The 14,674-nt window shown below is 46.9% G+C and carries 15 protein-coding genes and 1 other annotated feature; of the genes, 8 read left to right on the forward strand and 7 right to left on the reverse strand.

Going from position 1 to position 14,674, the window contains the following annotated elements:
- Positions 1-6 precede the first annotated feature (6 nt).
- Both gndA and H7968_RS05430 read left to right on the forward strand, forming a co-directional pair.
- Complete coding sequence (gndA, locus tag H7968_RS05425) at positions 7-1,416, forward strand: NADP-dependent phosphogluconate dehydrogenase (protein WP_227395210.1); 1,410 nt, start codon at positions 7-9, stop codon at positions 1,414-1,416.
- A 191-nt stretch (positions 1,417-1,607) separates the two neighbouring features.
- On the forward strand, positions 1,608-1,976 hold the full coding sequence (locus tag H7968_RS05430) for a DoxX family protein (RefSeq protein ID WP_227395211.1): 369 nt from the start codon (positions 1,608-1,610) through the stop codon (positions 1,974-1,976).
- Positions 1,977-2,014: 38 nt separating this feature from the next.
- On the opposite strand, the gene zwf is transcribed toward H7968_RS05430, so the two are convergent.
- Entirely contained in the window at positions 2,015-3,508 is a 1,494-nt protein-coding gene (zwf, locus tag H7968_RS05435) for a glucose-6-phosphate dehydrogenase (RefSeq protein WP_406566373.1), read from the reverse strand.
- Positions 3,509-3,684: 176 nt separating this feature from the next.
- On the opposite strand from zwf, the gene rnz reads away from it, so the two are divergent.
- Positions 3,685-4,602 carry a ribonuclease Z gene (rnz, locus tag H7968_RS05440; RefSeq protein WP_227395212.1) on the forward strand — a complete coding sequence of 306 codons (918 nt, stop codon included), beginning with the start codon at positions 3,685-3,687 and terminating at the stop codon, positions 4,600-4,602.
- 264 nt (positions 4,603-4,866) lie between these two features.
- Here the strand turns inward: rnz and namA are convergent, their stop codons facing one another.
- From namA to proC, 3 genes are all read right to left on the reverse strand, one after another.
- Positions 4,867-5,889 carry an NADPH dehydrogenase NamA gene (namA, locus tag H7968_RS05445; protein WP_227395213.1) on the reverse strand — a complete coding sequence of 341 codons (1,023 nt, stop codon included), beginning with the start codon at positions 5,887-5,889 and terminating at the stop codon, positions 4,867-4,869.
- Positions 5,890-5,959: 70 nt separating this feature from the next.
- Complete coding sequence (locus tag H7968_RS05450; RefSeq protein WP_227395214.1) at positions 5,960-7,102, reverse strand: glycosyltransferase; 1,143 nt, start codon at positions 7,100-7,102, stop codon at positions 5,960-5,962.
- A gap of 62 nt (positions 7,103-7,164) precedes the next feature.
- The gene (gene proC, locus H7968_RS05455; RefSeq protein ID WP_227395215.1) at positions 7,165-7,983 is read right to left on the reverse strand and encodes a pyrroline-5-carboxylate reductase; all 819 of its coding nucleotides are present in this window, start codon (positions 7,981-7,983) and stop codon (positions 7,165-7,167) included.
- A gap of 64 nt (positions 7,984-8,047) precedes the next feature.
- Positions 8,048-8,255, reverse strand: a binding site (T-box leader).
- 139 nt (positions 8,256-8,394) lie between these two features.
- Here proC and H7968_RS05460 point away from each other — a divergent pair.
- From H7968_RS05460 to H7968_RS05475, 4 genes are all read left to right on the forward strand, one after another.
- Positions 8,395-9,369, forward strand: coding sequence for an MBL fold metallo-hydrolase (locus H7968_RS05460; protein WP_227395216.1), 975 nt, complete (start codon positions 8,395-8,397; stop codon positions 9,367-9,369).
- On the forward strand, positions 9,366-10,157 hold the full coding sequence (locus H7968_RS05465; RefSeq protein ID WP_227395217.1) for an SDR family NAD(P)-dependent oxidoreductase: 792 nt from the start codon (positions 9,366-9,368) through the stop codon (positions 10,155-10,157). The genes H7968_RS05460 and H7968_RS05465 overlap by 4 nt, the downstream gene beginning before the upstream one ends.
- 326 nt (positions 10,158-10,483) lie before the next feature.
- Positions 10,484-11,776 (forward strand): Y-family DNA polymerase, encoded by a 1,293-nt coding sequence (locus H7968_RS05470; RefSeq protein ID WP_406566375.1) that lies wholly within the window; start codon positions 10,484-10,486, stop codon positions 11,774-11,776.
- The gene (locus H7968_RS05475) at positions 11,773-12,087 is read left to right on the forward strand and encodes a YolD-like family protein (protein ID WP_227395218.1); all 315 of its coding nucleotides are present in this window, start codon (positions 11,773-11,775) and stop codon (positions 12,085-12,087) included. The genes H7968_RS05470 and H7968_RS05475 overlap by 4 nt, the downstream gene beginning before the upstream one ends.
- A gap of 31 nt (positions 12,088-12,118) precedes the next feature.
- Here H7968_RS05475 and H7968_RS05480 read toward each other — a convergent pair whose 3' ends face one another.
- Complete coding sequence (locus H7968_RS05480; RefSeq protein ID WP_227395883.1) at positions 12,119-12,310, reverse strand: CDGSH iron-sulfur domain-containing protein; 192 nt, start codon at positions 12,308-12,310, stop codon at positions 12,119-12,121.
- 140 nt (positions 12,311-12,450) lie between these two features.
- On the opposite strand from H7968_RS05480, the gene H7968_RS05485 reads away from it, so the two are divergent.
- Positions 12,451-12,771 carry an iron-sulfur cluster biosynthesis family protein gene (locus H7968_RS05485; protein WP_227395219.1) on the forward strand — a complete coding sequence of 107 codons (321 nt, stop codon included), beginning with the start codon at positions 12,451-12,453 and terminating at the stop codon, positions 12,769-12,771.
- A gap of 44 nt (positions 12,772-12,815) precedes the next feature.
- Here H7968_RS05485 and H7968_RS05490 read toward each other — a convergent pair whose 3' ends face one another.
- Both H7968_RS05490 and H7968_RS05495 read right to left on the reverse strand, forming a co-directional pair.
- Positions 12,816-13,745 carry an alpha/beta hydrolase gene (locus tag H7968_RS05490; protein ID WP_227395220.1) on the reverse strand — a complete coding sequence of 310 codons (930 nt, stop codon included), beginning with the start codon at positions 13,743-13,745 and terminating at the stop codon, positions 12,816-12,818.
- An 18-nt stretch (positions 13,746-13,763) separates the two neighbouring features.
- Positions 13,764-14,657 (reverse strand): hydroxymethylglutaryl-CoA lyase, encoded by an 894-nt coding sequence (locus tag H7968_RS05495; RefSeq protein WP_227395221.1) that lies wholly within the window; start codon positions 14,655-14,657, stop codon positions 13,764-13,766.
- Between the last annotated feature and the right edge of the window lie 17 nt (positions 14,658-14,674).

Below are 14,674 nucleotides of genomic sequence, written 5' to 3' on the forward strand. Positions count from 1 at the left end.
TTGAATATGTCAAAACATCAATTTGGCGTGGCGGGTTTAGCTGTCATGGGAAAAAACCTTGCATGGAATATTGAAAGCAGAGGTTTTTCGGTAGCTGTATATAACCGCTCTCCTGAAAAAGTGGACGATATGCTGAAAGAATCTGAAGGTAAAAACATCTTCGGTACATACAGCCTGGAGGAGTTTGTAAACTCACTAGAAAAACCAAGAAAAATCATGCTTATGGTAAAAGCCGGACCGGCAACGGATGCTACGATCTCCGGACTGCTGCCATTACTCGATAAAGGCGATATCCTGATCGATGGAGGTAACACGTATTACCGTGATACGATCCGCCGTAATAAAGAGCTGAGTGAATATGGCATTCACTTTATCGGAACAGGTGTATCCGGTGGAGAGGAAGGCGCGTTAACGGGTCCTTCTATTATGCCTGGCGGTCAGAAAGAAGCATATGACCTTGTGGCACCGATCTTTAATGAAATTTCTGCAAAGGTTAACGGTGAAGCGTGCAGCACGTATATTGGTCCGGATGGCGCCGGTCACTATGTGAAAATGGTGCACAACGGTATTGAATACGCAGATATGCAGCTGATTGCAGAATCCTACTTCCTGATGAAGCAGGTACTTGGATTGAATGCTGAAGAGCTGCATGAAGTTTTTGCAGACTGGAATAAGGGTGAGCTTGACAGCTACCTGATCGAAATTACCGCTGATATTTTCAAAAAATACGATCCGGAAACAGGCAAGCCAATGGTTGATGTCATTCTGGATAAAGCAGGTCAAAAAGGAACAGGTAAATGGACAAGCCAAAGCGCACTTGACCTTGGAACACCGCTTCCAATCATCACTGAATCCGTATTTGCACGTTTTATTTCTGCACTAAAGGATGAGCGCGTAAAAGCAAGTGAAGTGCTGAGCGGTCCGGTACCAACCCTTCCTGAAGAAGACAAAAAGGAATGGATCGAAGCAATTCGTCGTGCTCTTTACATGTCGAAAATTGCTTCTTATGCACAGGGCTTCGCTCAAATGCGGGCGGCATCTGAAGAATATGGCTGGGATCTGAAGTTTGGTGAAATCGCAATGATTTTCCGCGGAGGCTGTATCATCCGTGCGCAGTTCCTGCAAAAAATTAAGGAAGCCTATGACCGTGATCCGAAGCTGACAAACCTGATGCTTGATGAGTATTTCAAAGGCATCGTTGAAAACTATCAGTCAGCACTTCGTGACGTGATTGCACTGTCAGTTAAAAATGGTATTCCTGTACCTGGCTTCTCAACAGCATTGGCATACTATGACAGCTACCGTACAGCTGTCCTGCCAGCTAACCTGATTCAGGCACAGCGTGATTACTTCGGTGCTCACACATACGAAAGAACGGATAAAGAAGGCACATTCCACACCGAGTGGATGGAATAATCCTTTCAAAATTTATTAAAAGTTAAGCTTGATAAGATTTTTGCACCGCATAAGTACCAGGCCATTCCGTATTCGCCGCAGCTGGACAAAGGAAAGGAATGACCTGGCACGGTTTGATCATGTGACAATGTATAAAAAAGCTCCTCTTTTCTGAGGAGCTTTTTCTGTAAAGCATAAAGGGGGACAAAGGGATGTTAAAGCGTGTTTATGGAGCTTTTGTTTTATTTGCCGGTGTCATGCATTTTTTAAAGGAGCGCAACTTCAGGCATATTGTGCCTAAGTTTTTACCGTTTAGAAAGGCAATCGTACTGATCTCCGGTGTTGCTGAAGTCATCATAGGCGGAATGCTTGTATTGAACAAAGGAACAAGACTTGCCGGAAAGCTGCTTGGATGGCTGATGATTGCAGTATGGCCGGCTAATATGTATATGGCTTATAAAAAAATTCCTCTGGGAAAAATAAAGCTTTCTCCTGCTGTTCTCTGGGGCAGAGTGGCTTTTCAGATCCCATTAATTAAATGGGCATTTACTATTTCTAAAAATGCGGAAGGTAAGAACTAAAAAATCCTCCGGACATGTGCGTGTCCGGAGGATTTTTTCTATTCTTCGAGGTCCTGTTCACCGACAGGCCACCACTCGAAGCCGTCTTTCGCGAGCATTTCATCGCTTTTTGCAGGTCCCATGGATTTAGCCGGGTAGTTAGGGAAGGTTTCATCCTTCGTTGACTCCCAGTGTTCTGAAATTTTATCAACAAAACTCCAGGAATGTCTGACCTCATCCCAGTGTGTAAAGTTCGTCGCATCACCAAGAATGCAGTCGAGCAGCAGTTTTTCATACGCTTCAGGTGTGTTAATGCCGTCAACACTGCTTGCTGAATAACTCAGTTTAATGCAGTCTGTATCTGTTCCAAGATTGCTCTTCTTGGCGTTTAAATGCAGTGTGATCCCTTCATCAGGCTGAATATGAATCACAAGCAGGTTCGGGTCAAGAGAGTGCTCTTTATTATAGTACAGGTTCATCGGAATATCCTTGAACTGAACAACAATTTTTGTTGATTTCACAGACATGCTTTTTCCTGTACGGATATAAAATGGGACGCCTGCCCAGCGGAAGTTATCAATCATCACTTTTCCGGCAACATAGGTTTCCGTGTTGGAGTCTGAATCCACATTGGAATTTTCGCGGTACCCTTTAATTTCACCGTTTTCATCAGGGCCGTACTGACCTCTGACAAAATAATCATCGACTTCTTTTCCTTCAACCGGTCTCAGCGCGCGCAATACGCGGACTTTTTCACTTCTGATTTCATCCGTGCTCAAGGAGATAGGCGGTTCCATGGCAAGCAGGGCAACCATTTGCAGCATATGGTTCTGAACCATATCCCGGAGTGCACCACTTTTCTCGTAATAACGGCCGCGCTCTTCTACACCGAGCACCTCTGAGGACGTAACCTGAATGTTTGAGATGAACCGGCTGTTCCAAAGCGGTTCAAACAATGCGTTGGCAAAACGGATGACTTCAATATTCTGGACCATTTCCTTACCAAGGTAGTGGTCGATACGGTAAATCTGCTCCTCTGAAAAGGACTGACGGATCTGTTTATTTAAGGCAGTTGCCGAAGGGAGATCATGTCCGAACGGCTTTTCAATAACCAGTCGGCAAAATCCTTCAGTATCGGTCAGGCCGTCCGCTTTCAAATGATCAGTAATCGTGCCGAAAAATTCAGGCGCCATTGCCAGATAGAAAATCCGGTTGCCATCAAGATCAAATGACTGATCGAGCTCGTCTGCTCTTTCTTTCAGTTTTATGTAGGACGATGAATCCTCCACATCATGTGATTCATACGTGCAGTGTTCGATAAATGAATCAATTCGATCCTGATCGTGACTCGAATTCTCAAGGGAGTCACGTACGTGCTGTGTAAATTGTTCATTTGTCCACTCCCGGCGTCCGATTCCAAGAACAGCAAACCGCTTTTCAAGGCTTCCTTTTAAGTAAAGCTGATATAATGAAGGGAACAGTTTGCGTTTAGCAAGGTCTCCGGTTGCGCCGAAAATCATGATGAGTGTTGGGGGTGTTGTAATCTTATTCAATGTCAGGACCTCACTTTAAGTTAGTCTTACCGGCATTCAGCCGTTTTTGCAATATCTAAATTGTATAGGTGCAGGCGTCCGGTTGCAACCATTATGCAACATCCGCGGTGCTCATTTGCCTGAGGATGATTTCTGGCATATTATGATAGGATAGATTTTTGAAGGGAGGTTGTCAAATGCAGCTTCATTTTCTTGGAACAGGGGCAGGGGTACCTGCAAAAGAGAGGAACGTATCATCACTTGCCATTAAACAGATCAATAAAAAAGGCGGAATCTGGCTGTTTGACTGCGGGGAAGCAACACAGCATCAGATCTTACATACGTCCATCAAGCCACGCAGAATTGAAAAAATTTTTATCACACATTTACACGGCGACCATATTTTCGGATTGCCGGGATTAATCGGGAGCCGTTCCTTTCAGGGTGGAACAGAACCGCTCTTTGTATACGGACCTCCGGGGATAAAAGAATACATAGAAACATCGCTCAGAATCAGCGGTACGCATTTAAAGTACGAGCTTTTTATCCATGAAATAACGGATCAGTCTGAATTTGAAGATGCAACATATCAGATTAAGGTTTTTAAGCTCGATCATGCACTCGATTCTTTCGGCTACCGTCTCATGGAAAAGGATAAGCCCGGGACGCTGATGGTTGATAAGCTTCGGGAAACCGGACTGCCGCCGGGTCCTTTATATAACGACTTAAAAAACGGCAAATCTGTGGAGTGGAACGGGCAGACGTTGATCAGCGAAGATTATCTGGAGGCACCTAAAAAGGGGATGATTATCGCAGTAGCCGGAGACACTCGTAAAACACCGGCTGCCGTTGAACTTGCCCGGGATGCGGACGTCCTGATTCATGAGGCAACGTTTGGAGCAGGGCATGAGGAGATGGCTTACCAATACTACCACTCCACCGCTGTACAGGCTGCTGAAACAGCCAGAGAAGCAGGAGTGAAAGAGCTTTGGCTGACCCACATCAGCTCCCGTTACACAGGAGATACTGCCGCTCAGTTATTCTCAGAAGCAAGAGAAGTATTCAGCAATACAAATCTCGCTCATGATCTTTTGGAGGCTGAGATTGGTAAGTAGATTCAACAAATAAGCTATATGATGATATGTAAATCCACATTAAGGCTGACTAACCAGTTCAAAGTATCAGTATGGTTAGTCAAATATAATAAGTGTAGGGGCATTCCGTAGACTAACCGCTTGGCCGTTGAAGGAATGACCCGGCACTACATGGGTAGATTAATGCTAATGATTTCTCATAAAAGACAAAGCCACAATGATATTTTTTAAAATAATTCAATACAATTCAAAAAAGGATGAGGTGTTAGTCTCATCCTTTTTTGATTACTTCATATTCCAGCCCCTCTGATACTGCACAGGTGCTTCAATTTCTGTGCCAAGCTCGAGTGCTGCTGTTCTTGGCCAGTAAGGGTCACGCAGCAGCTCGCGGGCAAGGAAAACGAGATCTGCCCGGTTGTTTTGCAGAATTTCCTCTGCCTGCAGTCCACTCGTAATCAGGCCGACTGCGCCTGTCGGGATATCAGCTCCATGTTTAATCGTTTCAGCCATCGGCACCTGGTAGCCGGGATAAGCGTGAATGGCAGCCGGAACGACAGCGCCTGAGCTGACATCAATCAGATCCACGCCCTGCTCCTTCATCCACTTTCCAAAGGTCACGTAATCCTCCGGCGTTAATCCTTCCTCTGTCCAGTCACTTGCTGACACTCTCACTAATAGAGGGCCATTCCATTCCTCTTTGACTGCTTCAATCATCTCACGCAGGAAGCGGTAACGGTTTTCTGCAGATCCGCCGTATGTATCTGTCCGTCTGTTTGAAAGGGGAGACAGAAACTCATTGATTAAATAGCCGTGTGCGCCGTGAAGTTCAATCACGTCAAATCCGGCTTCGCGTGAGCGTCGTGCACCGTCTTTAAACGCCTGAATCGTTTCTTTGATCTGGTCCTGCGACATCTCAAGCGGTGTTTTCATCTTATCGTTAAAGGCAATTGCTGAAGGAGCAATCGCGTCTCCATCTGCCATCATTTTTCTGCCGGCGTGCGCTAGCTGGATCGCGGTTTTTGATCCCTGCTCCTGAATCAGGCTGACAAGCTCCTTTAAGCCTTCAACGTGCTCATCACTCCAGATACCGAGGTCTTCATTTGAAATTCTGCCCTGTGGGGTGACAGCTGTCGCTTCTAGCATAATCAGTCCAACCTGTCCTGCTGCTCTTGAAACGTAATGCGTTTTATGAAAGTTTTCGACTTTACCATCACGGTTGTGGCTTGAATACATGCACATCGGTGCCATCACAATCCGGTTTTTTAATTCAACATTGCCTAACTGATACGAAGAAAATAATGCGGTCATTCAAAAATCCTCCTTCTTTTTCGTCTCCCTAAGTATACCAGCCAAATAAAAAGAACTGAAAAAATGCGCCTTATCTCGTGCGCTTTTTCAGTTCTTTTAATGGATAGAGCGTACCTCTCCACTGAACGCCGCCCCTGACAGCTGTCAGAACAGCTGCCCGCAGAATTGCATAGATAAACAGTGAAACGGAAACAGGGAAAATCAACGCGTGCCAGCCATTGAAATTCGTCAGCCTCGCAGTCAGCGGGATGTAGACGGACATGATCGCACCAATGGCAATCCAGGACATCAGTAAAGTAGAGCCTTCAGCAAAGAACAGTGCTACAAATGGCAGGAGCTGTGAGATGAAAACACCTGTCATCGCAGCAAAAACGAACAGATAACTGTAATGTAGGCCTGCGAATGCATTTTTTTCAAGGCCTTTGATGGCTTCCTGAAGGGAAGGATACCATTCAACCCGAAGCATTTTCCTTGCCGTCGCCATACGCTGCCTGAGCCGTTTACGTTTGATCTGCATACCGAGCTGCAGGTCATCATCCGGTCTGGATCTGATCGCTTTATGGCCGCCGATTTTAGCATAGGCGTCCGGCGAAATCATATTGAATGCGCCGATACCCATCCCTGATTTTGAGTGATCACGGTTAGCGGACCACGGGCGCTTATAATAAGAAAACCCAAACAGGAAAAAGGCGATAAATCCCTGCAATAAAAAGCTGTTGGCCTGCAGATCCGGTGAGACCGTCAGATGATCAAGCTTCATCCGTTTGAAATAAGCAACCGCTTTTGCCAGCAGGTCAGGTTCATACTGGATGTCTGCATCAGTGAATAACAGCAGGTCACCTGAGGCTCTTTTAGCCCCGGTGTGAAGGGCATGATTTTTACCAAGCCAGCCCGCTGGCAGGGAAGAAATATGAATGACCTGAATCCGTCTGTCTTTTAAGGCCAGGTTTTCCATGATTTCTCCTGTCCGGTCAGTGGATCTGTCATTCACGAGGATCCATTCCACCGGATCGTATGTTGTATTCAGCTGTGAAAGAACACTTTTTTCAATCGTGTCTTCCTCGTTGCGCGCAGCAATAATGACGCTTACTTTACCGCCGGAGGTAAGCGGAGGTTCAGATTCAAGTGCCGGAAGCTCCCGCAGGCCTCTGTACGTATCAAGGGCAACGAGCATCCAGAAGGCGGCGGTGATGGACAGAAGAATGAATAACATGATGACCGCTTCCTTTTTCTCTAATCGTACTTCCGGCGCAGCGTGTATGGCAAGCTAAAACATTAACGGGTCTGCTCAAACCGTTCTCTCAGCCTCCCTGAGTGAAGAGTGGCTTCTTTTATGCAATCCTTAAAAGCCGCTTTTACCTGATGGAGATCGAGCTGGGCAATGCCTGCTTCTGTCGTTCCGCCTTCACTTGTAATGGCTTTTCTTAAATCTTCTGCCGGGAGATTCGTGCTTTCAAGCATCTGGGCTGCTCCCTTTAACGTCTGAATAATAAAGGGTTTTGCTTCCGCCTGGCTTAGTCCGAGCTCCACGGCGGCCTGTTCCATCGCTTCCACCACGTAATAAATATAGGCTGGTCCACTGCCGGATAAACCTGTTACGAGATCAAGCCGGGCTTCTTCCACAAGCGTGACCGAACCGATCGCTGAAAAAAGGGAGAGCGCCGTGATCTTCTGTTTATCCGTTACATGGTCATTAAAGGATAAACCGGTAGCAGACTGCTGAATCGTCGCTGATGTATTAGGCATTGCCCGGGCGATGGACGACTCACCAAGCTGGCGGCTGATGTACTCAATGGACAATCCCGCCAATACGGAAATGAGCAGCTGTTCTTTGTGATAAAATGGTTTGATTGCTTCAATCGCTTCAGCTGCGTCTTTCGGCTTTACTGCAAGGACAATGACGTCTGCTCCTGCCAGCAGTGTCTGAAGATCATAGCTCGCTTTAATTCCATAGTTTTCACATAATAGATCCAGGCGGCTCTCATCTGAACGGTTTGTAATCCATAAGTCTGTCTCTTTTAACGAAGGGGAGCCCTTCATTCCTTTTATCATAGCCTCTGCCATTGATCCTGCTCCTACGAATATGAGCTTCATCTAAATCCCTCCCGTTTGTTTTCTGTTTGTCATTTTTACGATAAAAAAGCCCTCTCATCCTGTATAAAAGGACGAAAGGGCTTTTCGCGGTACCACCTTAATTTGCGGACGGATCCGCACACTTTAAGCCCCGTAACGCAGGGGGGCGGACCGGTTTTCCGGCCACTCGAAGGGCAGGTTCGGTGAGTGGTGGTCTGCAGAACTTTTCAGCCGGCGGGTTCTGCTCTCTTTTGACCTCATCTTCACGTACTATTCCTTGTCATCGTGTTGTCGATTGATATTATAAGTGATTATGATGAGCGGACATGGGAATGTCAAGCTTTTTTTCAGACTTATTTACTTAACATCTGTGTGTAAAAAGGCTACACTGATAGAAAGTGAATAGTTATTCAGTTATGAGGAGGAAATGACATGCCGGTTGAGCCAGTCTTACATCAACTCACCATTCCGACACCTTTTGCGGTCGGGGATGTGCATATATATGTGTTAAAAGGAGATACCATTACACTCGTGGATACAGGCCCGCGTACGAAGGAGGCCTGGGAATCCGTTACAGCCCAACTGTCAGCAATCGGGCTGCAGCCTGAGGATATTGATCAGGTCGTGCTGACTCATCACCACGCTGACCACGCCGGACTGACTGAAGAGTTCCGTCACGCAGTCCTCTACAGCCATCAGGACAGTGACCGTTTTTTAACCCGAACGCAATCCTTTATGGATATGCATGACTTTTTCTACAGGGAATTTTTTAAGCAGCTGGGGCTTCCTGAATCCTATCTCGTTTTAATCGATAAAATGAAGGACCCACTGAAACCGATGGGGAACAGAGGAGCAGACGCTTATATAACAGAAGGAGACACACTGCCGGGGCTAGACGGCTGGCGTGTCGTTGAAACACATGGGCACTCCCAGGGACACATTTCCCTGGTCAGCTCAAAAGGGGAAATGATTGGAGGGGACATTTTACTTGGCAATATATCATCCAATCCGCTCATTGAACCACCATTTGGCATTAATACACCAAGACCGGTTCCGCAGCTGCAGTATAATGAGTCCTTAAAGAAAATCGCTGCGCTCAACCCGGGGCGTGTGTGGGCCGGTCACGGTGATCCTGTAGAACAGCCTTTTTCCCTGATTCAGGAGAGACTCAAAAAACAGCATGAACGTGCGATGCTCGTAAAATCCATGCTTGAAGAAAAAGAAACAACAGCCTTTGAACTGTGTCAAAGACTGTTTCCATCCCTGTTTAAAAAACAGCTCGGATTGACGTTATCCGAAACGATGGGACAGCTCGATTATTTACTGGCCAATGGTGAAATTAAAGAGGCAGGTATCCATCATGGTGCGATCATTTACCGTGCAGAAGGAGTGACAGAAAAAGTATGACTTCACTGAAAGGGAAAAAGATCTGGATCACAGGTGCATCAGGCGGACTCGGGCAGGCGATTGCAGAAGTGTGCGCCCGCCGCGGAGCCTCACTCGTACTGATCGCGCGTTCTGAGGAAAAACTTGAAAAAACAGCCTCAAGATGCCTGACGATTGGAGCAGGTCAGGCAGCCGTTTATCCTTTTGACCTGTCGAAAACATCAGAGGTGCCGGACTTTGTGTATCGCGTTCTGGAAGCGGAAGGAAACGTTGACGTTCTTGTCAATAATGCAGGCTTCGGACTTTTTGAAACGCTCGAAAAGACGGAGGAGGATGTGATCAAGGGAATGTTTGATGTCAATGTTCTGTCACTTATTTTAATGAGCCGAGGCGTGCTGCCGGCTATGGAAAGACATGGCTCAGGACATATCGTCAACATCGCTTCACAGGCAGGGAAAATTGCCACGCCGAAATCAACCATTTACGCAGCAACCAAACATGCGGTGCTCGGCTTCTCAAACAGTCTCCGGATGGAAACGGCAGACCGCGGCATCTTAGTGACCACTGTCAACCCGGGACCGATCGACACAAACTTTTTCGACTCAGCAGAGCCGAGTGGAAGCTACGCAAGCAAGGTCAAAAAGTGGATGCTGTCTCCGCAGAAAGTCGCTGAAAAAACAGTGGATTCCTTTTTTACAGGGACACGTGAAATCAACCTTCCCGGCTGGATGAATGCAGCCTCACGCGTCTATGCACTGGCCCCCGGAGCGGTTGAACGCATTGGGAAAAAGGGATTTAATCAAAAATAACTGATGAACGGAACCGCCTATTCTGGGGCGGTTCCGTTTTTTGTTGGGAAGTGTTTTAGGCTCGTGAGGTCGTACCCGTAATTCGTGAGGATAGAAGCTGAATTCGTGAGCTTGTGCGTCCAGAACGTGAGGTTAGCCCCCGAGTTTGTGAGGTTGTCCGTGATGAATGTGAGTTTAGTGAATAATGACCTATATGCCATGGAACTAAGTAGCAACTCCAAAAACTCTAAAAACCACGCAGCAACCCGTCATCAACAAAGTTTTTCTCCCTCTCCCAACATTTTCAGGATTGTGATTTTTAAAAGAGGCTGATATGATAAGAACAAATGTTCGTGTTGGTGGTGACGCAATTGAAAAGGTCAGAAGAGAATCGGATCCTGTGTGTGGATATGAGAAGTTTTTATGCCAGCTGCACAGCGGTTGAGACCGGACAGGATCCGCTTCAGTGCAGAATTGCCATTGTGGGTGATAAAGATCAGAAGGGCAGTGTGGTGCTCGCAGCATCCCCGCGTTTGAAAAAGGAGTTTGGCATCCGGACCGGTTCGAGACTTCATGAAATTCCTTATGATGCGTCTATTCAGCTGCTTGAGCCTGATATGGGTCAGTATCTGCGCCTTTCAACTGAAATTACGAAGCTGTTTCACCGCTATGTGCCAAAGGATGCGATTCACATTTACAGTGTGGACGAGAGCTTTTTACAGCTTGATGGGACAGACAGACTATGGGGGGATGCATGGGAAACAGCCCGTCGTATTGCGGATGATATGATGAGGGAGTTTGGCCTTCCGTGTGCCATTGGCATTGGTCCCAACATGCTTTTATCAAAGCTTTGTCTGGATCTCGAGGCAAAGAAAAAAGGCATTGCAGAATGGACGTATGCGGATGTGGAGAAAAAACTCTGGCCGGTTAAGCCGCTTTCTGCCATGTGGGGGATCGGTCCGCGTCTGGAAAAAAGGTTGAACCGTATGGGGATTTTTTCGGTAGGGGATCTTGCTGCGTATGATCTTGAGCGGCTGGAGTCTGTGTTTGGCGTGATGGGGAACCAGCTTTACTATCATGCACACGGCATTGACCATTCAAAGGTTGGTGCGCCCATTCTACAGGGGCAGGTCAGCTATGGGAAAAGTCAGATTCTGCTTCGGGATTATACGGATTATGGTGAGATCTGTGCAGTCATTCTAGAAATGTGTGAAGAAGTAGCGAGAAGAGCAAGGAGAAATCGTCTGGCAGCCAGAACCATTCACTTAGGAGTTGGTTACAGTAAACAGGCGCACGTTGCCTCCTTTCACCGGTCCACATCACTTGAAAAGCCGAGCGCGATTACGATGGAGCTTTATGAGGCCTGCCTGCTGATATTAAATCAGCACCTACAGCCTTATGCCGTGAGGAAAATTTCTATTTCCGTGACAAATCTTGTGCCGGATCATGTCCTCCAGCTCGATCTTTTCCAGCCTGAAAAAGAGCACCGGCACCAGCTCGGGTATACGATGGATGCGATCCGTGACCGTTTTGGATCGGCTGCGCTCCTGCGGGCCATTTCCTATACACCGGCCGGTACTTCAAGAAGAAGAGCCCGTCTGATCGGGGGACATAAGTCGAAAGAGAGGAATGTCACGTGAATAAAGACCGCGGAACCATCAAGTGGACGTCGATGATGTTGCCGGAGCATGTGAAGCTGCTTCGTGAATGGGCGGAGCAGGACGAATACGTTACAATGCCTGAAGCCGATGAACAGCAAAAAGAGGAGTGGGGGCGTCTGATACAGGAAGCACTTGAGGCGGACCTTGAAGTCAGAATTTCATATTTTAAACATCACCGCATTGTGACGGCAGAAGGACTGCTTGAAAAAGTGGATGACTATTCGCAGATCCTCACGATCAACGGTGTTCAAATCTCTTTTCATACGCTTGTCTCTGTTTCTCAAAAATAAAAAGCAGCAAGGGTTTGCTGCTCTGCTTTCATCATTTTTCCTCGAGAACGGTTTCAGCTCTTACGCAGGAATCAAACTTTCCTTTATGAGATGCATCACAAAAAGGCATCTTTTGGGACAATCCGCAGCGGCACAGTGAAAAGACCGGTTTGACGGGAAATGGATTACCATCCATATCAACCAGCTCCACATTACCTGTTACTTTTAACGATCCATTGTCCATCACTTTAATCTGAACCTTTTCCAATATATAAACCCCTCCTTCGTATGTACGTTTCTGATCCTACTGTAACAGGTCTTAAAAAGCAAGATCCGGGGAAAAGAAATAAAGGCGTGCTATACTTTAAGATGGAGGCGATACAGATGAAAATTACGATAACCGGACCCGCGTCAGAAAAAATAACAGAAAAACTCCCTGAAAAAGGCTTCTTAAAACTGAAGTACGATACAGAGGGAACAGGCTGTGTCATGAACGGGGTGCCGATCCTGTGGCATGTTGAAGAGCCTGAAGAGGATGATCAGCTGATCGAAACCAACGACCGTCCAATTTTGATCGAAAAATCCAAGGAAGTTTTTTATGATAAAGAACTGACGATTGATTATTCAGCTTCTGCCGGCATGTTTCAGCTGAAAAGTCCCGGACAGACCATCAATGGCCGAATGAGCTTAAAAAAACAAAAATGACAATAGCGGGTCCACCTGTTTGGGCCCGCTGTTTATATGCTGGTTTAAGATGATGCCTGCACGAACTCTTTTAAAAACTCATCGATCTTTGCGCTGTATTCTTCCCGGTTAGCCGTATAGGACTGGGCGTGATCACCGTTTTCAGCGAGATAAAGCTTTTTGGGCCCTTCTTTTAGCGTATATAATGTTTCAGTCATGTGGGAAGGGATGAAACCGTCGTTTTGACTATGGATAAATAATACCGGCTTTTTTATATGCTGGACGGCTTCCTTTGGAGACACCTCACGGATCGTGTAGCGGTCACGCAGCAGAATAAAGGCATCAGCAAGCTTTACGGCAAGCCTGGAGCCGAGTCCGGGACGCTCTTTTTTCCCTATCAGGTAAGCAAGTTGTTCGCTGAGATCGGAAAAAGGGCAGTCAGCAATATAAAAGTCAGCACGATCTTCCACCGTACCTGCGTACAAAAGGGTTGTCACGGCTCCCATTGACTCGCCGTGAATGCCAAACACGGTCTGCTCCCCCTCACGCTCGAGCAGAACACGAACCACAGCCTTCAGATCGATTTTTTCATAAAAGCCGTAGCTCGTTGTTTTACCCCCGGAATCCCCGTGACGCCGGTGATCATAAATCACGGCATTATAACCCTTTGATAAAAACAGCTGCATATACTTCATTGAATTCATTTTGTTTTCCGTCACACCGTGACAGAAAATCACGTAGGGGCCGCCGGGATGTGGTGTAACAAAAACAGCCTGCAGGTCATAACCGCCGGGTGAGGGGATCGTCACTTCCTCTTTCGGCAGTGCGCTGTATTCATCCTCTACATAAAAGCCCGCCGAGCGTTCCCGTTCTTCAATGACAGATGCTTCCTTCATTTTCATATACATTATCCGGTTTGATAAATAAACCCCGAGTCCGCTGACGGTAACAGCTGCTGCAGATGCGATGGCGGCTGCGGTTTTTTTACGTTTCATCGCGATGCCCCCTTTCGGTTACGCCTTTTGATGTTCCTTGTAATACCAGCTTGATAATTCCCTCGATACATAAGGTTTAATAATATCTATAGATTGTACCAGTGAATCCAGATTGATGCCTGTTTCAATGCCCATCTCGTGCAGCATATACACGACATCCTCTGTCGCGACATTTCCACTGGCGCCGGGAGCGAACGGACAGCCGCCAAGGCCGCCTGCAGATGAATCAAACCGGTTAATGCCGGCAAGGAGAGCGGCATAAATATTAGCCAGTGCCATTTTCCGCGTATCATGGAAATGGGCGGTTAACAAAATGCCCGGAAGCTCTTCCTTCAGTTTTGAGAATAGCGCATACGATTCCTTCGGTGTTGCTTTTCCAATCGTATCTGCCACGCTCAGTTCATCCACGCCCATCTCATAAAAGGCCTGGCACAGTGCAAGGGTATCATCAGGATCCACAGCACCTTCATAAGGACAGTGGAAAGCCGTTGAAATACAGGCGCGGACAAAGATTCCCTGCATTTTCAGCTCCTTAATGACAGGGTGCAGACCCTTCAGTGCTTCTTCCGTTGTACGGTTGATATTCTTCTGATTAAAAGTCGAGCTCACCCCGATAAAGACCGCCACCGATTTTGCACCTGCCTGCAGGGCAGCTTCCACGCCTCTCTGATTCGGCGTCAGAACAATCGTTTTATCGTAGTGACTGACATATTCCATCACTTCAGCCGCATCGCTCATCTGCGGCACCCATTTCGGTGACACAAAGGATGTGACCTCCATTTCACGAAATCCGGAATTAAATAGCGACTGAATAAAAGCGACCTTCTGTTCAGTCGGCACAAAGTTTGATTCATTCTGCAGACCGTCACGCGGTCCTACTTCAATAATCGTTGCGGTTTCAGGTAAATTCACACGAGCCAACCCCTTTA

Origin of the sequence: Jeotgalibacillus aurantiacus, assembly GCF_020595125.1 — a bacterium.
GTDB classification, from domain to species: Bacteria; Bacillota; Bacilli; order Bacillales; family Jeotgalibacillaceae; genus Jeotgalibacillus; species Jeotgalibacillus aurantiacus.